The following is a 22,408-nucleotide window of genomic DNA, read 5'->3' as shown; positions in this document are numbered from 1 at the left end:
AACAAAAATATCAGATATTACATGTATTCATGTCTATATTCTAACTAATAATGTACAATTGACAATGAAAAATTGACTCTTCTTTAGATTTCTTTGATATTTTTTACATATATGATATAAATATTTGATGTAGCTTTAATATGACAATATATTGTGATATTAAATAATCTCTCAATCAAAAAATATAAAATCTTAATAGAAATAATACTGTAGATTAAAATAAGAGTTGATAATATTAAATTTAAATGTTTTAATTATAAAAAACACTTTAGGAGATTTTTATGAATAATAATTTAAACGAATGCATTTTAGATAAATTAACAAAAACCTGCCGTTGTAAAGCTATAAATAGAGCAAAAATTAAAGAAGCTATAAAAAATGGAGCTTCTACTTTTGAGGAAATAAAAAAAATTACTGGTGCTGGAACGGGCTCTTGCAAAGGTACAAATTGTTCTCATATTATTAATCAACTTATTAAAAATTATAATGAAACAGAAAAATAGGAGCAGAAAAATCTGTCTCCTATTTTTATTTATATATTTTTTATTATTCCATCTTTGTATTCTGGCACATTGTTAAAAATGCTTTTTTCTATACAATATTCAATATCATTATCTAATTTTAATGATTTCATAACTGAATAATGCGTAGCTTCCTTAACATAGCTTATAATATCTTTATTGCTTTCATAAATCATATTTGCAGTTTTAGATATATCAGTAAGGTCTATATTATTCTCTTTCTTAAGCATTTCATTTATTATATATCCTGAACAGATGTAATCATCCATAGAAAAGTTTCCGTTAGTTCCTGCATTTATGATTACTACATCTTTATTTATTTCTAAAAGCTTCTCAGCAACTGCTTTTGCATTAATCATAGCCGCAATTATGACTCTATCGGCATTATTTGATTTTGTTAATGTTCTTGTTCCATTAGTAGTAGTCATCAATACACTTTTTCCTTCAACTACATCTCTTGTATATTCTAATGGTGAATTAGACAAATCAAATCCTTCTATCTTTACCGCTCTTCTTTCTCCACCTAAAATATACTCTTCTCTATTTAATTTTCCCGCCATTTCTAAAGTTTCATCTATTGTTAAAAATGGAATTACTTCTTTGCATCCATTATTAAGAGCTGTTACTATTACAGATGTTGCTCTAAACATATCAATAACTACTGCTATTTTATTTTCAAGTTTGCTATCAATTATATCATCTGCTGATATTATTATATCTATTTTCATTTTTGCAATCACCTCATCTTCTTTACAATTACATGATAAATGCTATCTTTCCTTATAGTTTTTTCCCTGCCATAAATCATTATCTTCAAAAGCTTTATCTATGGCATTTAAAACCTCCCACTTTTTCAAACTCCACATAGGACCTATTAATTCATTTCGTGGTGCATCCCCAGTAAGTCTATGTACAACCATTTCCTGTGGAAGCATAGATACACTTTTAGTAATTATATCTATATAATCTTCTTGTGATAAAAATTTAAGATTGCCACTTTCATAATCTTTTACAAGTGTTGTATTTTTCATTAAATGAAGAAGATGCATTTTTATACCCATTGCCCCACTATGTGCTATATGATCTACAGTATTGAACATATCCTCTTTTGTTTCTCCAGGAAGACCAAATATAGCATGAACTACAGTATCTATATTTCTTGATTTTAATTTTTTCATAGCTTCATCAAAAACTTCAAGTGTATATCCTCTGTTAAATTTTTTAGCTGTTTCATCATTTGAAGTCTGCAAACCAAGTTCTACCCATACATATAGTTTTTTACTTATTTCTTCAATCAAATCTAAAACATCATCACCTAAGCAGTCTGGTCTTGTAGCTATGGCTAAACCTACAACTCCTTCTTTTTTAATTGCTTCTTCATATTTTTCTTTTAATTCATCAACTGGTGCATATGTATTTGTATAAGCTTGAAAATATGCAATATATTTTCCACTCTTCCACTTATGTGCCATCATTTCTTTTACATCATCAAATTGTTCAGATATGGATAAAACTCTATCTCCAGCAAAATCCCCTGAACCTCTTGCACTACAAAATGTACATCCTCCCCTACTTACCTTTCCATCTCTGTTAGGGCAGGAAAATCCTCCATCTAATGATATCTTAAATACTTTTTCACCGAATTTATTTCTCAAAAAATAGTTTAAACTATTATATCTTTTTCCATTCCATGATTTTTTCATATTTCCTCCCATCTCAGTATATACTGAGAATTTACAATTACATATAATTTCAAATTACCTTCTTTAACTTTACATTGTCTTAATAATTTTATTTAGCATATCTGTTTACTAATGACAGAATGAATTCTTCTATTTCATCAATATTGTTAACTTCAATTGTCATTGATGGATTGTCACAACAATTATCTATTAAATTTAAAATACTTTCAATATTTATATTTCCGTTCTTTAATCCTGAATGAGTATCGCTTAGTCCATTATTATTATGTAAATGAACATGGCCAATTCTCTTGCCAAGTTTCAAAATCCAGTTTTCCAAATCCTCATCACCATAACAATTCACATGTCCTATATCTAAACATACTGAAAAATTATTCTGATTTACTCCATCAATAATTTCAATTAAATGTGATGGATCTTTATCATAGACATTTTCTATATGTACTTTTATATCATCATCTTTTTGCTCAAAAAACTCATTCCAAAAACTTATTGAATTATTGATATATGCTTCCTTAAAATATATATTATCTAAATAGCAGCTATGAAATACTATTCTATCTCCATTTAAAATCTTAGCTATATTATATGCTTCATTATAACGAAGTAATGTAACCTTTTTAATAAGACTGTCAAAACTGGCAGGATTTAAATCTAAAAAAGGTCCATGAATAGATATAGGTCTATTCTCTATAAAGTCTTTCATTCTTACCATATAATCTTCTACAGCTTTATCTCCCTTATCTAATACATCTCCAATTCCAAATTCAATAATTTCAATTCCAATATTATTATCATTTAATACGGAAATAATCTTATTATCTTCAAAGAGCTGTGAAACATATAGTTTTTTATTCATCTCAATTTCATTCCTTTATTCATTTTATTACTAATTATACACAAATAAAAGTTCATATTATACCGTAATTACATAATGCTCTTTAGTAAATATTAAGAGATATATTTTTCATAAGTCATGATTTATTTATTAGAAATCTCTTTAGTTTGTGATATACTCTAATATTTATAGAATAATTCAAAAGTAACTTTTATATATTATTAACAAGAACAATTTGGGGAGAGAATTTTATTGAAGGATAATTTAAAACTAATTTTTCAGGTTTCTACAGTATTTATAGGAACTATCGTTGGTGCTGGACTGGCTTCTGGAAAAGAAATAACCCAGTTTTTCACTCAGTATGGAATAAAAAGCTTTATTGGTATTATCGGATGCGGTATTCTTTATATAATTATAGGTTCTATAATCTCTAAAATAAGTATTCATCATGAACTGAACTCTTATAGTGATGTTATAAATCTGATAAGTCCTAACTTAATTGGCAAATTAACAGGATTTATTACTACTCTTTTTTTAATATCAAGTGCCTCTATAATTCTTGCTGGAAGCGGTGCTCTTATTCAGCAGTTTTTTGGTATTCCAAAAATTATTGGTTCCTTAATAATGATTTGTATTTCATTATTCTTTTTACTTAGAGGTACTGATGGATTAATTGAAGTAAATTCATTTATTGTACCAGGTCTTATTACTACTATTACAATAATAACTATACTTTACTTCAGTTTTTCACCAGATACAGTTTCAATGGATAATGTACTCAGTTTTAACCCTAAAAGAAGTGGAATTTTTCTTTCTACTCTGCTTTATGCAGGATATAATACATTATCTGCTTCTGGTGTAATAGTTCCACTAAGCAATCAAATAAGGAAAACCAGAATAATGATTATTGGTATTATAGCCGGTGTAGCAGGACTTACTATTTTATGTTCTATGATAAATCTTCTATTAACAGTAAATCAGCCTTATATATATAATTATGAAATTCCTTTACTCTTTGTTGCAAATCGTTTTGGAAATATAATTCAGGCTATTTTATTAATAATTATCTGGCTTGAAATGTTTTCTACTGAAGTTTCAGATGTCTATTCTATAAGCAAAACATTAGAGCAGAGTTTTAACGTAGAATTTAAGAAAATTATCTTTGTAGTAATTGCAGTTGCGTTCATAATATCTCAGTTCGGCTTTGGAAATCTAATAACTAAACTTTATCCTCTCTTTGGATTATTAAGCTTATTATTTATTTCTCAATGCCTATTATATTATTGGAAAAATAAAAAACATTTTTAAAATAAACTTATTTGTATTTAATATGCTATACTTTTATTTGAAAATATTTGTATTCATTACAATAAAATTTTAAAGTAAATATTACAGATAATTTTTTAGAAATTAACTTAAGGATTGAAATGTATGAACTCTTTAGATATGTTAAATGAATGTACTCTCTGCATTAGAAACTGCAGAGTTAATAGAAATGATAATAAAATAGGATTTTGCAGGGCTTCTGACAAAGTCATGATTGCAAAGGCTTCCCTTCATCTTTGGGAAGAACCTCCAATATCAATGGGAAAAGGTTCAGGAACTGTTTTCTTTTCTCATTGTAATTTCAGATGTGTATTCTGTCAAAATTATAATATAAGTCAGGATAATAATATAAAAAATGATAACTGTGCTTCATCTGTAATAGGAAAAGAAATTTCCATAGAACGATTATCAGAAATATTCTTAGAACTACAAGAGAAAGGTGCTAATAATATAAATCTTGTTACACCCACACACTATGTTCCACAAATAATTAAAGCTATCGACATTGCTAAAAGTAAAGGTCTTGTTCTCCCTATACTTTATAATACAAACAGTTATGATTCTATTGAAACAATTAAAGCATTAGATGGTTATATAGATGTGTATCTTCCTGATTTCAAATATTTTAATGATAAATATTCTCTTAAATATTCTAGTGCCCAAAATTACGCTCAAAATGCTGTTAAAGTAATTGATGAAATGGTTAGACAAACAGGATCACCAAAATTTGATGAAAAAGGACGTATAATAAAAGGAGTCATTGTACGACATTTAATGCTTCCTGGATTACTATTTGATTCAAAAAAAATTATTGATCTTTTATTTGAAAGATATGGAAATAATATTTTTATAAGTATTATGAATCAATATGTGCCTATGTTTGATGCCTATAAGTATCCTGAAATAAATAAACATCTAAATCCAAAACATTACGAATCTTTAATAAATTATGCAGCAGAACTTGGTATCACTAATGGATTTATTCAAGAAGAAGGTTCTGATACAGATTCATACATACCTGATTTTAACCTAGAAGGAGTCTAAACTGACTCCTTTTAAAAAATTAATAATAAAACTTAGGAATTTCCCTTCTATCACCCATATTAGGCATTACAGGTGGTACAAATAGATTATTGCCTCCTCTCAGTTCAGCAATTTTACTTACACCAACATATATATCTGATATTTTATACCAAGTTGCATAATCAACTATACCAGTTTGAGGCAAAGAAAATACCCCTTGAAAAACTTTAACAGCCTCCGCCATTTTTTCTCCATACACCCCATCTACTGCAAGCTTAGGTATTAATGGATAATTCCTTGCAATTCTATTCAGCTGTTCCTGTATAGTACTTACAGCTTCTCCAAAAGACCCTACAGTCAAATCGTATCCTGGATATGATTCAGGTATTCCTTCAACCTTATCTGCTGTAACAAGTTCAATATCGTTTCCATAATAATATTGAAGTATTTCATATGGAAGTTTTCCTTGATCTCCTAAATATTTACTTCCCCACTGACTTAACCATTGTGGACATGTGACACTCTTCCCATCACAGTATTGAGTTAAAAGCGGCTGCTTTCTTCCCTGCCTTCTTATATATGTGGAAAAAATATCATCTACTATTGCACTTATGCTATCATATATATTTCTTCCATAATTAAATGCATGATCATATGCAGTAGAACTTGTAATCTGAAAATTCTTTCCTTTTGATCTATACCATTCAGTATATATTCTATTGAGGGTAAATGATACTATACAGAATATATTTGCTCTAATTGTAGTTTCAGGCCATGTAGAGTATATTTCACATGATGCTACATTTTTAATGTAATCCTTAAATTTTACTTTATAATTAGGTGCAGAAGAATCGTTAGGACTGCCTTGATGAACTATAATAAATTCTGGAACTACTGGTTGTGGTAGAACAACACCTGATGTTGGTGGAGGCAAAGGTTTTTCATCAGATTCAGGTATCTTAGGTGGAAAATCTCCATTTAAAGTGTTAGGCTGTATGTTAATTACCTGGTATCGTGTACTTCTATTTGTATTTCTACTTAGATTACAAACCTGATAAGCAACTTGTCTTGGTAACACCTGACATCCATTTATTATTATTGGATTAAATCCATCCCTTTCTACAGTAATATCATATAGACTATAAGGAACCTTATCACTATTTTCATTTAAAGAATATTCTAAAGGAGGTGCATCTAATTCAATTTCTTCTGTTAATCCTATTGAATCTGTAATTAAAGTTATTGTTTTTTCAGTTGCGTATTCTCCTCTTCCATTAATCACTATCTTACATCTATCTATTGGAATATAACTATTTCCTATAAAACATTGCACTTTTAATCTACCAGTATCAGCCATAAAATTCTCCTAAAAATTAATACTTAGACATTATATGAATCTCTCACTAAATTTGTTACAACTATTTTACTTGGGAAGTCTTATAAACAAATTTCTCACTCTATATTCTTTATATTTACCTTTTACACTCTTTCTTGCTTCATTAAATTCAACATATCTATTTCCTTTTAATAAATTTGATTTTCTCATATTTCTAAACGAATTAAAAACGTTCTGAATATCAAGCATTCCATATCCCCATTCTTTATTAGGATACACATCACCCTGACGCATTTTTGCTCCGCTTATTATATACGTAGTCAATGTTAACAAAGTTACTCCCGGATCATTTTTTTCTGTAATTGCCCATTGCAATATAAGTGCACAACATCCAGCAAGCACTGATGAAGCCACTGATGAGCCAGATGCAACAGTCGTTCCTCCTCCTGGTTTTATTACAGTTGCATTTACACCTCCAGCTGCAATATCAGGTTTTATCCTGCCATCTCTTGCATATCCTAGTCCTGATGTTGATACTGTTGTATTTAAATCCTGATTATAATGTGCTGATGAAATCAGTCCTAATCCTGTTGATGGTATAGTTAATGTAGTTGATTGAATAGGATTTATAAATCTCGTATCCTTGTCTAAAAGTTCCCTTTGAGGCAGCCAGGACCAGTACTTTCCTTCAATGATTCTTTCTCCATACAATCTTATTTTCCATATTCCTTCTCTTATATCCCTAAATTTTAATACAGCTACTTCTTCTCCTGTTTCTATAAATGGATCTAAATAATAAATACTTACTACCGTACCCTCGTATGTAAATTTATAATCCTTTATCTTTCTTAGCTTCACATCTACTTTTTCTAAAACCTCTCCTGACGGTGATACTATTCCTATTGATACTTTATCAGGCTTTGAAAAATAAATATTAAAATTTAGGAATTTTTGATTTTTTCCTACTTTAACCTCTATATAATTATCATCATTTTTATCTTGAATTCTTCCCTCAATATGGGTTTGTGTATCACCTTGGTTGCCTGTTCCTGTAACTGGTATAACTCCACTCTTTCTGCTTTGGACTTCAAAATACTTTTCCATAGCTCCAGATCCAGAATGTGCTCCAGTATTAGTACCTAATGGAAAGTACATTACCATAGGTAGTTTTAATTCAGATTCTATTAAAGATAAATATCTCAAAGCCAATATCATCATCGGTTCTCCATATACATATCTTGTTCCACTTTCAACTCCTGAATAATTTAAAGATGCACCTTCTAATTCCTTTAATTTTATTATCACAAATTTACAATTAGGTGCTGCACCTCTTAAATCAGGATTTCTTCCTCTTCCTCCAATTATTCCTGCTGTCATTGTTCCATGTCCATTTTCATCTTTGCTTGGAACAATTGTATATGGATCTCCACCATTTTTATATAATTTTATAGCCTGATTAATTTGTTCTTCAGTATACTGTGTTCCAAATATCCTCTCTCCATTAATTGTTTGAATTTCGCCTTCTATAGTCTGATCAAGTATCCTTACAATCCTTGTTGTATCATCTTCAAGCATAAATTCTTCATTTAGATAATCTATTCCAGTATCCAATATTGCCACCAAAACTTCTGTACCATCTAATCTTAAATAAGGATTATCCTGAAATAATGGTGCACCACTTGCTTCTATAGGAGATAAAGCTGTAAGAGTATATACTGGGGGATTATAATATATTACAGTTTCTTTAATATATTTCTTTAATCTATCTAAATATCTTATTGGCACATTTACAATTGCATTAAATTCAGATATTGGTATTGCTGAAGTATTAGGAATCTTATCAATTTCATCTATTTCCTGCTTATTAGAAATTTCAATTATAAAACTTATACTTTCATCCTTATTAATATCATATTTCCCTATATCATCTAGCAAATCTTCAAAGGATTCTTGAGAATAATTTGTAACCCTTGTTTCACTATAATTTTCTATTATTTTTGTGCGTTCACTCAAAATTTCATTTAAAGTATTTTCGAGTATATAGAAACTATCAAATGCACAGACTGTTCCATATCCCCATGATGGATTCGGATAATCTACATCTGTTCTTACTCTATTTGCACCTTTAACCAAATAGTATTTCAATCTTTGTCCATATAAATATGGATCATTTCCTTTTACCAATCCCCATTCAGCAAACAATGCACATATTCCTGAAACTTGAGGAGCTGCTACAGATGTGCCTGATTTTCTGTCATATCCTCCATTAGCACTTGGTCCTGAAACATTTTCTCCAGGAGCTACAATATCAGGTCTTACAATCACTCCACTACTATTGACACCTCTTCCGCTAAATGAAGATAATGTATTTGTCTGTGGATTATAACTTCCTACTGCTATAATATTATCTACAGTTGCAGGTATACCTAAAGTATTAAAAGGATTAGATTGTAAAAATTTTGTTTGTGGATTAAGTCCTTCTAATACAGGAAGCCATAATGAATATTTTCCTTTATAATCACTAACCACATCTATTTGTATTTTCCATGTGCCTTCAACTAAATAGTTTAATGATATTGGTGTTAAAGTTATTTGTATCTCACTTTCCAATGCAAAAGGCTTAGGTCCTGAAACATATATATCATATCTATTTCTTCCTATGCTTCCTTGAAAATATCCTTCCTGTATTTTAATATTACCACTGCTTAATCCTGATGGTCCTTTTATGTTTATAGATACTTCTGGAAGTATGGATTTATAAAAGTTTATAACTACTGAATCTTCATCACTAGCAACTTCAAAAGATTCTGTTTGAGTCTTTTGAAGCTCTCCACCTACATGGTGAGAAGCATCTCCTTCATTTCCTGCTGCAATAACTATTGTTATTTTTTCTAAATTAGCTATTATTCTAATATACTGCTCCAATAAACTGCTTCCATTATGCGCACCATTATTTGTACTTAAACTCATATTAATAACTAATGGAATATTAAGTTCTTTACTTTTATCTAATAAAAATTTTATTCCCTTCATTATTTGGGAGCTTAATACCCATCGTCCTCTTGCACCTTTTACCATAGCTATAGAAGCATCTGATGCAATTCCTTTATACTCACTAGGAATATTTCCTCCACCACATGCAACTCCTGTTACATAAGTTCCATGTCCTGTATCATCTATCTCCGGCACTATATTATATGGATTATCTGATTTTATAGCTTCATTTATCTGCTGCTTATTATAGACTGCTCCATTATTGCTTAAATCATAAATATATTCAATTCTTGTATTGCCTTCACTATCTAAAAAAGCTGGATGTGTATAATCTATACCTGAATCTATAAATCCAACCAAAACACCTTTTCCTGAAACATTATACTTAGAAACAGCCTGTGGTACACATGATGCTCTAATCGAATTAAAGTCTGACTGATATAGACTTTTTGGCAGTTCAATATACTGTACATAATCACTTGCAGCAATCTTATAAATATCATCAATATTAATTCTTATAATAGCAAAATTAAATCCTAAACCCTGAAATTCTCCTCCTGATTCTTCAATAAAATTTTTAATTTCATCCACAGTGCTTCTATATAAAATAGTTAATTCTATTCTATCGTCACCAGTTTCATTTATTCCTAGTTTATTCCTAAGTTTATTTAATATTCTTTCTGGTATATTAGCTAATAATCCTATCGATGCATCAATTTTAGAAGATATTTTTCCTTGCGAATCTGGAATAGTAATCACATCCTAATTAATACTATCTTTTAATAATATGCTAAAAAAATAGGTGCGATACTCTTTATTAAAATTAATATAATTTACAATGTATGTTTATGAATTACATACCTTTGATTCATAACGTCAAAAATATTAACAGATACTATAATAATAAAACTACATAATAATTAAAAACTCTTGAAAAGACTTCATCATTCATTGGCAATTGTGCATTATTAATTGGACTATATATTAATTAAAATTAGGCTTATTTAAAATTGAATAATTAATCAAAGTTCCCATTAAAACAAAAATAATTGCCACATACTTATACCATGAATCATTAACAGCTTCTTTATCTAACTGAGATGGATCTGTAGATATCTGAGTTAGATATCCATCATAAATTATAATTATAAATATAATTGTCGCTATTAGATATAGTTTATTTGACAATCTAGGACTTTCTGTTAAATCTCCTATCTTTTCAGCATAATTCGTATTATTAATAGAATCCAATACTCCTATTCTACTCCACAATACAAATCTTATATTTATAATCACTCCTATAAGAACTAAAATAAGACCATTAAAACTTATGTTTAGTATATTAAGTTCTTTAAATATATCACCTTTGATATCACTTTCATTTTCATCATTATTTTTCGTTTTTCCATATTTATTATCCATGACATCAACTAAATCCTTGTCATTTTTATATAATACAATATATGATTACTCATTTACTTTGTTAATACGAAAAAGGATAACCTAAAAACTAATTTTCGGTTATCCTAAAAACTTAATTATTTAATTGTATAAATCTTACCATTCACCAGGATATGCAATTATTTTAACTTGGACTTTTCTTCGTCCCCAACTACTACATTCTGAACTTGAATTAAAATATACATCTATTTTATTTCCTTTTATCGCTCCACCAGTATCGGCAGCAACTGCATAACCATATCCTTCAACATATACTTTTGAACCTATTGGTATTACAGTTGGATCTACTGCAATAGTACTCATTCCACCCTCACTTCTTGATGGTGTTCTTCCAGAAGATGTCTTTGAATGTCCACTATACGCAGTAGCAGAACAAGTTAAACTCTTCTTTGCACTTCCTTCTCCTCTGCTAGCTGTTAATATTGTTCCTGTTCCCTGAACAACAACTTCAGTTGTTGGCTCTGATATTGTTTTTGAACTTTTTATTTTACGATCGGTTTCTACTCCATCTTTATAAACTACATCATATGTTACTTCTTTTTGACCATTATTTCCTTTAGTCTTTATTTCTTTACTACCTGACATAAGATCACTGTCTTTTTCAACTACTGTCTCATATGCTATCGTTTCCATTTCTTTTTCTTCTCGTTTTTCAACATTAACAATATTTACTGTTAAGTCTTCTTTAACTTCCGAATCAAGTTCTGGTGAAATTTCATCTAATCCTTCACAAAATTCAATTCCATTACTATTTAAAATATCACTTTCAGATTCTAATACATCTTTTACTGTATTCTTCGATGTATCAACCTGTACCTCTTTATCTCCACAAACTATTGTTATAGGTACAGCTGTCTTTAATGTTATTGTTTCATTTTCATATACTTTTTCATCTAAAGCTGGTTCTACACTATCCTTTTCTTCTACATTAATTCCTTGCTCATTTAACACATCTCTAACGGTCCCTTTATACGTGACAAGTGTCTGTTCTTTGCCGTCTACATTTATTGTGAGTGTTTTTCTTGCAACTGCTATTGTCACTGAAGTAATGCTTATTGCTGCTACTAAAGCAAACAAAGCTACTACTTTTGTTTTTGGACCATTAGAAAAGTTCTTTGAAATAAATTGTTTTAAATTAAATATAACTTTTCCCTCCTTTGACAACAGTTCCTTGATAAAATTGTACCTTAAACATATGATTAATGTCAAATTTTTGAATTTGATTAAAAAACAGGCCAAAAACAATATATATTTTATTGCTTTTGGCCTATTCTGCCACATATTATTGATAAAATTTTAGTAAATAAAATTATTATTGATATTTATAATTTTATTTCTATTCTTTCTAATTTAGCAATTACTTGTATATCTCTTATTTCCATTGTTTCTGTAAGAAGACTTCCACTATTGCTTACTAAAAGGACTTTAGAATTTCCTAAAATCTTAACTTGTCTTATCTTTCTCTTTCCATTATATTCAACTAAAAAAAATCCATTATTACTCAATTCCTTTACAATATGAGCAAAAACTAAATCTCCTTTTAACATTCTAAATCCATTCATTTCATCATCTTCAACTTCAAGATAAAGCACTTTATCTTGAGGATATCCTTCTATCTTGTTAGAATGTACTGGCATTTCTTTAGTTCCTTTATTGGCTGATAATAAATAATTGTATATTGGGACATTTTTTAATACAGATGAAAAGGCATCTGTCCAAACTTCATTACTTTCATTTTTCTTCTTAGGAAGTTCTTTAAATGTTTTCTTTTCTTCCATAAGATCTTTATCAGTTACAACCATACTTATATCATTTAAATCAGCTTTCAAAACCTTTGCTGCTTTATCTAGAAATGATTCTGAAGCTACTTTTCTTCCCATTTCAACTTCATTTAAATATTTTTCAGCAACTCCTAACTTTTTAGCAAGGGCCTTAACAGTTAATCCATTTTTTTCTCTAGCTTTTTTAATATTCTCTCCAACTCGACTCATTTTATCATTTCCCCCTCTGCTGTGCTTTATATGCTTCTCTTTCTTCAATTAAATGTTCTAATAAATAATTAAAATTCCATGTACTTGACATTTCTGTAACAACTGCAAGAACTCCTCCCTCAATAAACCTTCTTATAAATTTAATAGTTTCTCGCAATTCCTTATCATTATAACCATTGAAAATAATTGCTTTTTCATCTTCTGGCAGTTCATTACAAGGTGCTTCAATGTTACTATTTACAAGAAGATCATTTATTTTTGCTCCTGCATTTTTCTCATTTACAACTTTAAATTTCAATCTTCTTTTTTGTATTTTATCTAATTCATCATCTGTTAAACCATACACTAATATGCATTTATAATTTATAGCCATTTACAGCACCTCTCTTCATTTGATGTTATAAAAATTAAGTATATAAAAATGCATTTAAACATTTATATATACATTAATTTTTATAATTTATTCATACATATTTATTTCAATAATATTATTCTTCAATTATTTCTGGTTCATCAAAACTTTCACCTTGAGTATCAACAGTCATAGTTTTAATTACTTGATCTTCATAAGGTCTATCATACACATCTCTTTGAGCCTTAACTATTGCATCTGCAATTTCCATTCCTTCTATTACCTTACCAAATGATGCATATTGTCCATCTAAATGTGGAGCATCTTCTACCATTATAAAGAATTGGCTTCCAGCTGAATCTGGATGCATAGCTCTAGCCATTGATAAAACTCCTCTAGAATGTTTTAAATCATTTTTAAATCCATTTGAAGTAAATTCACCTTTTATAGAATATCCTGGGCCACCCATTCCTGTACCTTCTGGACATCCACCTTGAATCATAAATCCTGGTATAACTCTATGGAATATTAAACCATCATAAAAACCTCTATTAACTAAATCTACGAAATTGTTTACTGTATTAGGTGCTGTTTCTGGATATAACTCAGCTTTTATAACTCCTCCATTTTCCATAGTTATTGTAACAATTGGATTCTTCATTTTTTATTTTCTCCCTTCAATTATCGCTTTTAATTATTAGTATTGTCTAAAATTCATTTTTATATTATTTGATCAATTATTCTAATTTGATTAGAATTCTACACATTAATTAGATTATAACAGAAATCTATAACTTTCGTATCATTTGTGGAATTATAAATCTCAATAGTTCCTTTCTTATTGGAATCTGTAAGACTGTTTCTTTCTATAAGCTTTCTTCGAAGCTCATGTGAAGTTCCAGCTCCGCCATCTATCAATGGAATATTTTTTCCTACAACATTTGATAAAGCTTCTTTTACAAATGGATAATGTGTACATCCAAGAACTATTGCTGCTATATTCTCTTTTTTATATCCTTTAAATTTATCCTTTAAATAGCTCTCAATATCATCGCCTTTTAATATTCCATTTTCAACAAATTCAACAAGACCTGCACATGGCATTGAAACTATGTCACATTCATCTTTAAATTTTAACATTAATTCCTTAAATTTTTTTTCCCTTAGTGTCATTGGAGTTGCCATTATAATTACACTTCCTTTTCTATGTAACTTAACAGCTGGTTTCAATGCAGGTTCAATTCCTATTATAGGGATATCTGTATATTTGATTCTAAGTTCTTCAATCGCTGCGCTTGTAGCAGTATTGCATGCTACAACTATTGCTTTCACTTTCTTCGCACGCAAAAATTCCGCTGCTTTAAAAGTAAGCTGCTTTACTTCTTGAAGGTCTTTTGTTCCATAAGGAGCATTTTGAGAATCTCCAAAATATATATAATTTTCATTAGGCATTATTGAAATTGCTTCTCTTAATACACTCAGCCCGCCTACTCCTGAATCAAAAAATCCTATAGGACTATTTTTTATATTCAAAGTGCCCTCACTCCATATTCTTTTAGATTATCTATTAAATATTTTATTACTTTATTAGTAATAAATCCATATTGTTTTTATTAAGTTTAATATAATGAAACAAAATCCACATATAACATAATTATACTTTAAAAATAACAATAAATTTTGATTTATTATACATTAATAAAATAAAGTATCAAATGCATTTGAGTTATGAAAAAAATTTTTCATCGCTCTTTTTCATAATAATCTAAGGTTATATCTATAATTATTGACACTTTTATTCATTTTATAATAGAATCAATTTAGAATTAATTGCGAATATTAACAATAATATAAATAAATTTATTCGATACATGAGAAAGGATGTGAATTTTTATCACAGCAAATGTTTGTGATAAATATAAAAATATGAATAATCTGCTTTATACTATATCCAAAGAAAATCATAATTCTCAAGATTTAAGAGAAATACTAACTAGTCATCCAGAAATTAAATTTGCTTCTTTTGTAGGAATTGATTTATCTGGAAATGATACTGATGAAAAAATTCCTATGAAACTATTTTTAGATGATATTGATGATTTCCTAAAAGGAACAGCTATTCAGACTGATGGTTCATCTGTAGTATTACCAGGTATCGCAACTTTAGACAATGCAAAGGTTGATATGGTAATAGATTTAAATTGTAAGTGGTTCATTGATTACAACTATGATTTTATAGATCCTGAAACTAACAAACCTGTTGGAACATTAAGAATACCTTGTTTCTTATATCATGATAATGTTGCTGTAGACTCTAGACACATTTTAACTTCTGCTGTTTCTACATTTAAAGAAACTCTTATGAATATCTTCAAAACTCATCCCGAAACATTAAAATCATTTGATATAACATCAGATGATATTGCTGATATAGTAATAACATCTGCAACTGAACTAGAATTCTGGGTAAAAACACCTAATAATAGAGCACATGTTGATGAATTATCTACATCTCAAGTTTTACATGAACATTACTGGACTAGAACTAAAGGTTCTGTAAGAACTGCATTAGAAGAAGTCCTTATATTAATGGATAAATACGGATTTGAACCTGAAATGGGTCATAAAGAAGTTGGCGGTGTAAAAGCAAAATTAAATACTTCAGGTGAATTTGATCATGTAATGGAACAATTAGAAGTTGACTGGAAATTTACAGATGCTGTACAAGCTGGTGATAATGAATTATTTGTAAGAATTCTTGTTCAAGAAACTTTCAGAAGAAATGGACTAGATGTAACATTCATGGCTAAACCTATTGAAAATGTTGCAGGCTCTGGTATGCACACTCACTTAGGTGTAAGCTTAAAACTAAAGAATGGAAAAAGAGTAAATGTATTTAATGGTCCAAAGAACCATTATTTAAGCAGAATTGGATATGGCGCTATTATGGGACTTCTAAAGAATTATGAAGTTATAAATCCATTTGTTTCTTCAACAAACAATTCACTAAAAAGATTAAAACCAGGATTTGAAGCTCCAATATGTACAGTAACATCACTTGGATTATCTCCAGAAAATCCTTCAAGAAATAGAACTGTATTAGCTGGATTAATAAGAGATTTAAATTCACCTATGGCTACAAGATTTGAGCTTAGATCTCCAAATCCACATTCTAATACCTATCTTGTAATGGCTGCATCTTATATGGGTATGTTAGATGGAATAATATATGCAACTGAAAATAACAAAACTGAAGATGAACTTCTTGCTGAACTTTCAAAAAAAGCTGGAGATTCAGCAGAATATCTTGAAAAATCAAGAGCTTATAGAACTGAAGAAAATATATTTGAAGATTTCTCTGAATCTGAAAGAAATAAATACTTTGGTAAAGCACCAGCAACTGTATATGAAAATTTATCACAATTAGATAATAACCCATCAAAACTTAAAGCTTTAAAGAGAAATGATGTGTTTACTGATGCAATAATACACAGTTTCAAATTAGCATTTATTGAAAGATGGACAACAGAAATTACTCATAGAGTAATAAAAAATTATATGAGAGAAATCAGATCATTTAAGCCTCTTCATTCATTAGATAAAATCTTAGATTTAGATATATCTAATTGGACTAATCTTCATAATTTAAGAATAGAACTAATGAAAGATACTTATACTAATAAAAGCTTATTTACAAGAGTAAAAGAAGCTTTTGAAAAAGAAGATTTTTCAGATGCTTCTAGATTATACTTAGAAGTTGAAGATAAAATGAGCGAACTTCGAAAGTTATACTCAACTTACAAGAAAAATTTATTAGATATTTAATTTTAAAATTTATGAGCAATAAAAAAATACAAGTTTTTCTTGTATTTTTTTATTATTAAAAATTAATAAATATACATTCAAATTGTAAAATTCCAATCATTTTTATATATTTGACAATATACATTATTATAGTTTTAACTGTTTGTTTCTAATTAAATATTAGTATTTTTTTCATATTTGTTTATATTTTTCTATATGTTTATGATATAATTAATATTATTATAGGAGTGAGGTAGGTAAATATGCGGCTAGTCCCTGTAGAATGTATCAGAGAAAATTCTATTCTTGGTAGAAATATTTATTCACCTGATGGAAGAATATTATTAAAAACAGGTGCTGAATTAACACGAGCTCGATTAGAAAAAATCAAGTCTTTCAAAATTTTTTCTCTATACATAATTGATGAATATAGTTCTGCTGAAATAGAAGATGTAATAAAACCTGAATTAAGACAAAAATCCATTTCAGTTATAAAAGAAGTTTTTTCTGATATTGAAAGAATCTCCTCAAGACATAAATTTGAAAAGCGCAAACTAAGCGAATATTCTCAAAAGGAAAAGGAATATTTCAACAATATAAGTGTATTAGCAGAAGAACTCTTAGATAATGTTCTAAGTAATAAAAACATTCTCCTATCATTAGTTGATATAAAAAGCATGGATAATTACACCTATGCCCACTGTGTTAATGTTGCAGTAATTTCTATAATAATTGGTATTAGTCTCAACTTAAATAAAAAAAATTTAACTTATCTTTGTATTGGTGCTTTAATTCATGATATAGGAAAAATTTTTATTCCTCGTGAAATTCTTCAGAAACCAGGGAAATTAACTCCAGAGGAATTTAAAATCATGAAGAATCATCCTAGACTCGGATATGATTTTTTAAATAAATTCTACTCATTAAGTTCTCATGTTAGATTAATTGTATTACAACATCATGAAAGATTTGATGGACTCGGTTATCCAGATAGCATTAAAGGTAATAAAATAAGCTATCTTGCAAGAATTGTATCTATTGCTGATGTTTATGATGCATTGACATCAGATAGGCCTTATAAAAGATCTCTATGTCCAAGTGATGCATTAGAATATATAATGTCTAATGCTGGTACATTATTTGATTATGATATAGTTAATGTATTTAGTCGAATAATAATACCATTTCCAAAAGGAACAATTGTGTGCTTAAGTAATGGGGATATTGGTATAGTTGAAAAAACCATTCCTAGCTATCCTTTGCGCCCAATTGTGAAAATAATAAAAAGTAAAGATAATAAAAAAGTAGGAGCTAAGATAAATTTAATTGATACTCTTTCAATTGTAATATTAAATATTCAATATGATATAAAATAAGCTATTCAACACAATGTAAAATAGCTTATTTTTTAATATGTATAAAATTATGAAACTAATTAATTCTATTTCTTTTTATTGTAAATGGATTTAAATTAGCTAATTCTTCCGCTTCTTCAAATGATTTTGCTCTAAAAACTAATGTCCATCCATTTCTATCATACTTTCCTGCGCACATTATATATTTATCCTGTCTACCTTTATATTTAACCTGTCTATCTATTATAAGGCTTCTAATGTTGTCTACATTCTTACAATTTACTTTCACAAAAAAATTACCTAATCCATCCACAATATATATCCCCCTTTTGGCAAACATATGTTCATTGATTACATTATACAGAACAAACATTCGCTTGTCAATATATTATGTAAATATTATCCTTCAAAGAATATATATATTCTTTCAATTAAATAAAGAGCTATGCTAAAAGCACAGCCCTTTTAAATTTTAAATTATTATCTATCTGCTATATCAAATACTTCTAAGTTCTTATTTTCATCATATTTTTCAAGTTCAACATCAGCAATAGCTCTTAAAGTATCTAAAGCTGTTATTACTCCAAGATTTCTTTCAACTGCAGCTCTTCTGATTAAGAAACCATCTCTATTTGAATCATTTCCTTTAGTTGGTGTATTTACAACTAAATCAACTTCTCTATGTTTAACCACATCTAATATGTTTGGTTCTTCTTCATTGATTCTTCTTATTTCTTCTACATTTATTCCTGCATCTTTAAGTAATTTACAAGTACCTTTAGTTGCTATAAATGTATATCCTACTTTAGCTAACTGTTTAGCTATTTCTAAGAATTCAGGTTTATCATGTTTATTGATTGTAGCAAGTATCTTTCCTTTTTCTTTTGAAGGGTACATATTAGCTGCTACAAATCCTTTATAAAGTGCCTCTTTAACATTTCTTCCAACACCTAAAACTTCTCCTGTAGATCTCATTTCAGGTCCTAGACATACTTCTACATTAGGTAATTTCTGAGTTGAGAATACTGGAACTTTAACTGATACTAATTCTGGTTCTTTATATATATCTACACCATATCCTAAATCAGTTAACTTAGAACCTAACATTACCTGTGTTGCTAAATCAACTATTGGAACTCCACTTACCTTACTTATATATGGAACTGTTCTTGATGCTCTAGGGTTAACTTCAATTACATATAAATTTCCTTCAAATTCTATAAATTGAATGTTTATCATTCCCTTTATTCCTATTTCTAAAGCAAGCTTCTTAGTATAATCTAAAATTCTGCCTTTCATTTCATCATTTATATTTTGGCTTGGATACATAGTAACACTATCTCCTGAGTGAACTCCTGCTCTTTCTAAGTGTTCCATAATTCCTGGAATTAATACATTTTCACCATCTGAAATTGCATCTACTTCAATTTCTCTACCCATTAAATACTTATCTATAAGTATTGGATTTTTCTTGTCTTTAGCAAAAGCATTTTCTAAATAGAATGTTAACTCTTCTTCATCATGAGTTATTTCCATACCCTGACCACCAATTACATATGAAGGTCTAACAAGTACAGGGAATCCTAATCTTCTTGCTTCTTCTAAACCTTCTTCAAGTGACCAGATACCTTTACCCTTTGGTCTAGCTATCCCTAATTTTTCTAATAGTTCATCAAATTTTTCTCTGTCTTCTGCCATATCAATTTGATCTGCTGTTGTTCCTAAAGTTACAACTTTCTTTTCCTTTAAGAAGTTAGCAAGTTTTATTGCTGTCTGACCACCAAATTGAAGAATTACTCCATCTGGATTTTCTTTTTCAATTATATTTAAAACATCTTCTTCAGTTAATGGTTCAAAATATAATTTATCAGATACATCAAAGTCTGTACTTACTGTTTCTGGATTGTTATTAACTATTATTGTTTCAATTCCTAATTTCTTCAATGCTTTTACACAATGAACTGAAGCATAGTCAAATTCGATTCCCTGACCAATTCTAATAGGTCCTGAACCTATAACTATGACTTTCTTTTTATCTGATACTTCAACTTCATCATATTGTTCATAAGTTGAATAATAGTATGGTGATAATGCTTCAAATTCTCCACCACAAGTATCAACCATTTTATATGAAGGCTTTATATTCCAAATATCTCTTAACCTATATACATCATCAGGACTAACCTTTAACATATCAGCTATTGCTTTATCTGAGAATCCTTTTTTCTTTAATGCATATAACCATTCTTTGTCTAAATCTTCTATCTTGCTTAATTTTAATCTCTGTTCTTCATCTATAATCCATTTGATTTTTTCTAAGAAGAATTTATCTATACCTGTGATCTTATTTATCTTATCTATCATATAATCTCTTCTTATCATTTCTGCTAAAGCGAAGATTCTTTCATCATCTGGCTTCATTACTAATTCTTTTAATTCAGCCATGCTATGTTCTTTAAATTTCTTATGATCTAAAGAATATTTACCTATTTCAAGACTTCTTATACCTTTTAAGAATGCCTGCTCAAAATTAGCTCCGATTGCCATAATTTCACCAGTAGCCATCATTTTTGTACCAAGTTGTCTGTCAGCTCCAAAGAATTTATCAAATGGCCATTTTGGAATTTTAACAACTACATAGTCAAGTGTTGGTTCAAAGCATGCATATGTCTTTTGAGTTACTGCATTTTTAATTTCATCTAATCCATATCCAAGAGCGATTTTAGCTGCAAGTTTTGCAATAGGATATCCTGTTGCTTTTGATGCTAAAGCTGAACTTCTTGAAACTCTAGGGTTTATTTCTATAACTGCATATTCAAAAGTATTTGGATTTAATGAAAATTGAACATTACATCCGCCTTCAATTCCAACAGCATTGATAATGTTTATTGATGCAGTTCTTAACATTTGATATTCTTTATCTGAAAGTGTTTGAGATGGTGCAACGACTATACTATCTCCTGTATGTATACCAACTGGATCTATGTTTTCCATATTACATACTGTAATACAGTTTCCATAAGAATCTCTCATTACTTCGTATTCTATTTCCTTCCAGCCTTTAACTGATTTTTCAAGTAAAACCTGACCTATTGTACTTAATTGAAGACCAGATTCTAATATTGTCTTTAATTCTTCTTCATCTTCAGCTATTCCGCCACCTGATCCTCCAAGTGTATATGCTGGTCTTACTATAACTGGATATCCTATTTTATTAGCAAAATCTATACCTGCCTTTAAATCAGTTACTATTTCACTCTTTATAACTGGTTCTCCAATTCTATTCATCATGTTTCTGAATAGTTCTCTATCTTCACCTTCTTTTATTGATTCGATAGATGTTCCGATTACTTTTACATTGTATTTATCTAAAATTCCCTTATCATATAATTCTACAGCAAGGTTAAGTCCTGTTTGACCACCCATTCCTGCAAGAAGACTATCTGGTCTTTCTTTTGCTATAACTTTTTCTACAAATTCTAATGTTAATGGTTCTAAATAAATTTTGTCTGCAACTTCCTTATCTGTCATTATTGTTGCTGGATTAGAATTTACAAGAACAACTTCTATTCCTTCAGACTTTAATGCTTCACAGGCTTGTGTTCCTGAATAATCAAATTCAGCTGCCTGACCTATAACTATTGGACCTGATCCTATAACTAAAACCTTTTTTATATTTTTATTTAATGGCATTTTTCACTAAC

At 28.9% G+C, this 22,408-nt stretch carries 18 protein-coding genes; 5 read left to right on the top strand and 13 right to left on the bottom strand.

Going from position 1 to position 22,408, the window contains the following annotated elements; genetic code table 11:
- The first annotated feature begins 281 nt into the window (after positions 1-281).
- Positions 282-503 (top strand): (2Fe-2S)-binding protein, encoded by a 222-nt coding sequence (locus Q0F58_RS06360; RefSeq protein ID WP_294373872.1) that lies wholly within the window; start codon positions 282-284, stop codon positions 501-503.
- A 29-nt stretch (positions 504-532) separates the two neighbouring features.
- On the opposite strand, the gene Q0F58_RS06355 is transcribed toward Q0F58_RS06360, so the two are convergent.
- The 3 genes from Q0F58_RS06355 to Q0F58_RS06345 form a co-directional block, all read right to left on the bottom strand.
- Entirely contained in the window at positions 533-1,249 is a 717-nt protein-coding gene (locus tag Q0F58_RS06355) for a 2-phosphosulfolactate phosphatase family protein (RefSeq protein ID WP_294373869.1), read from the bottom strand.
- A 42-nt stretch (positions 1,250-1,291) separates the two neighbouring features.
- Positions 1,292-2,224: a TIGR01212 family radical SAM protein gene (locus tag Q0F58_RS06350; RefSeq protein WP_294373865.1), complete on the bottom strand. Its 933-nt coding sequence runs from the start codon at positions 2,222-2,224 to the stop codon at positions 1,292-1,294.
- 88 nt (positions 2,225-2,312) lie between these two features.
- Positions 2,313-3,083: a sugar phosphate isomerase/epimerase gene (locus Q0F58_RS06345; RefSeq protein ID WP_294373863.1), complete on the bottom strand. Its 771-nt coding sequence runs from the start codon at positions 3,081-3,083 to the stop codon at positions 2,313-2,315.
- Between the two features lie 231 nt (positions 3,084-3,314).
- Here Q0F58_RS06345 and Q0F58_RS06340 point away from each other — a divergent pair, with 231 nt between their 5' ends.
- Positions 3,315-4,370, top strand: coding sequence for a transporter (locus Q0F58_RS06340; protein WP_294373862.1), 1,056 nt, complete (start codon positions 3,315-3,317; stop codon positions 4,368-4,370).
- Positions 4,371-4,493: 123 nt separating this feature from the next.
- On the top strand, positions 4,494-5,432 hold the full coding sequence (locus tag Q0F58_RS06335; RefSeq protein WP_294373860.1) for a radical SAM protein: 939 nt from the start codon (positions 4,494-4,496) through the stop codon (positions 5,430-5,432).
- 19 nt (positions 5,433-5,451) lie between these two features.
- Here the strand turns inward: Q0F58_RS06335 and Q0F58_RS06330 are convergent, their stop codons facing one another.
- The 8 genes from Q0F58_RS06330 to murI all read right to left on the bottom strand — a co-directional run bounded on the left by Q0F58_RS06330 (position 5,452) and on the right by murI (position 15,078).
- Positions 5,452-6,768, bottom strand: coding sequence for a peptidoglycan-binding protein (locus Q0F58_RS06330; RefSeq protein WP_294373858.1), 1,317 nt, complete (start codon positions 6,766-6,768; stop codon positions 5,452-5,454).
- Between the two features lie 66 nt (positions 6,769-6,834).
- Complete coding sequence (locus Q0F58_RS06325) at positions 6,835-10,491, bottom strand: S8 family peptidase (protein WP_294373874.1); 3,657 nt, start codon at positions 10,489-10,491, stop codon at positions 6,835-6,837.
- Positions 10,492-10,725: 234 nt separating this feature from the next.
- Positions 10,726-11,163: a hypothetical protein gene (locus tag Q0F58_RS06320; RefSeq protein ID WP_294373856.1), complete on the bottom strand. Its 438-nt coding sequence runs from the start codon at positions 11,161-11,163 to the stop codon at positions 10,726-10,728.
- A gap of 135 nt (positions 11,164-11,298) precedes the next feature.
- Positions 11,299-12,366 (bottom strand): 3D domain-containing protein, encoded by a 1,068-nt coding sequence (locus tag Q0F58_RS06315; protein ID WP_294373855.1) that lies wholly within the window; start codon positions 12,364-12,366, stop codon positions 11,299-11,301.
- Positions 12,367-12,524: 158 nt separating this feature from the next.
- The gene (locus Q0F58_RS06310) at positions 12,525-13,193 is read right to left on the bottom strand and encodes a helix-turn-helix transcriptional regulator (protein WP_294373854.1); all 669 of its coding nucleotides are present in this window, start codon (positions 13,191-13,193) and stop codon (positions 12,525-12,527) included.
- 4 nt (positions 13,194-13,197) lie between these two features.
- Positions 13,198-13,566, bottom strand: a complete 369-nt coding sequence (locus Q0F58_RS06305) for a DUF3783 domain-containing protein (RefSeq protein WP_294373850.1) — start codon at positions 13,564-13,566, stop codon at positions 13,198-13,200.
- Positions 13,567-13,681: 115 nt separating this feature from the next.
- Entirely contained in the window at positions 13,682-14,206 is a 525-nt protein-coding gene (locus Q0F58_RS06300) for a peptidylprolyl isomerase (RefSeq protein ID WP_294373847.1), read from the bottom strand.
- A 98-nt stretch (positions 14,207-14,304) separates the two neighbouring features.
- On the bottom strand, positions 14,305-15,078 hold the full coding sequence (gene murI / locus Q0F58_RS06295; RefSeq protein WP_294373845.1) for a glutamate racemase: 774 nt from the start codon (positions 15,076-15,078) through the stop codon (positions 14,305-14,307).
- A 393-nt stretch (positions 15,079-15,471) separates the two neighbouring features.
- Between murI and Q0F58_RS06290 the strand changes: the two genes are divergently transcribed.
- Together Q0F58_RS06290 and Q0F58_RS06285 are read left to right on the top strand one after the other, a co-directional pair.
- Positions 15,472-17,370: a glutamine synthetase gene (locus Q0F58_RS06290; protein ID WP_294373842.1), complete on the top strand. Its 1,899-nt coding sequence runs from the start codon at positions 15,472-15,474 to the stop codon at positions 17,368-17,370.
- Positions 17,371-17,612: 242 nt separating this feature from the next.
- Entirely contained in the window at positions 17,613-18,725 is a 1,113-nt protein-coding gene (locus tag Q0F58_RS06285) for an HD-GYP domain-containing protein (protein WP_294373840.1), read from the top strand.
- A 55-nt stretch (positions 18,726-18,780) separates the two neighbouring features.
- Here the strand turns inward: Q0F58_RS06285 and Q0F58_RS06280 are convergent, their stop codons facing one another.
- Both Q0F58_RS06280 and carB read right to left on the bottom strand, forming a co-directional pair.
- Entirely contained in the window at positions 18,781-19,017 is a 237-nt protein-coding gene (locus Q0F58_RS06280) for a hypothetical protein (RefSeq protein WP_294373838.1), read from the bottom strand.
- A 167-nt stretch (positions 19,018-19,184) separates the two neighbouring features.
- The gene (gene carB / locus Q0F58_RS06275; protein WP_294373836.1) at positions 19,185-22,397 is read right to left on the bottom strand and encodes a carbamoyl-phosphate synthase large subunit; all 3,213 of its coding nucleotides are present in this window, start codon (positions 22,395-22,397) and stop codon (positions 19,185-19,187) included.
- Positions 22,398-22,408 lie beyond the last annotated feature (11 nt).

The sequence above is a fragment of the uncultured Clostridium sp. genome (assembly GCF_934754915.1).
Classification (GTDB): domain Bacteria; phylum Bacillota; class Clostridia; order Clostridiales; family Clostridiaceae; genus Clostridium.
The sequence above is the reverse complement of the archived record's forward strand: the minus strand, read 5'-3'. Positions and strand labels throughout refer to the sequence as shown.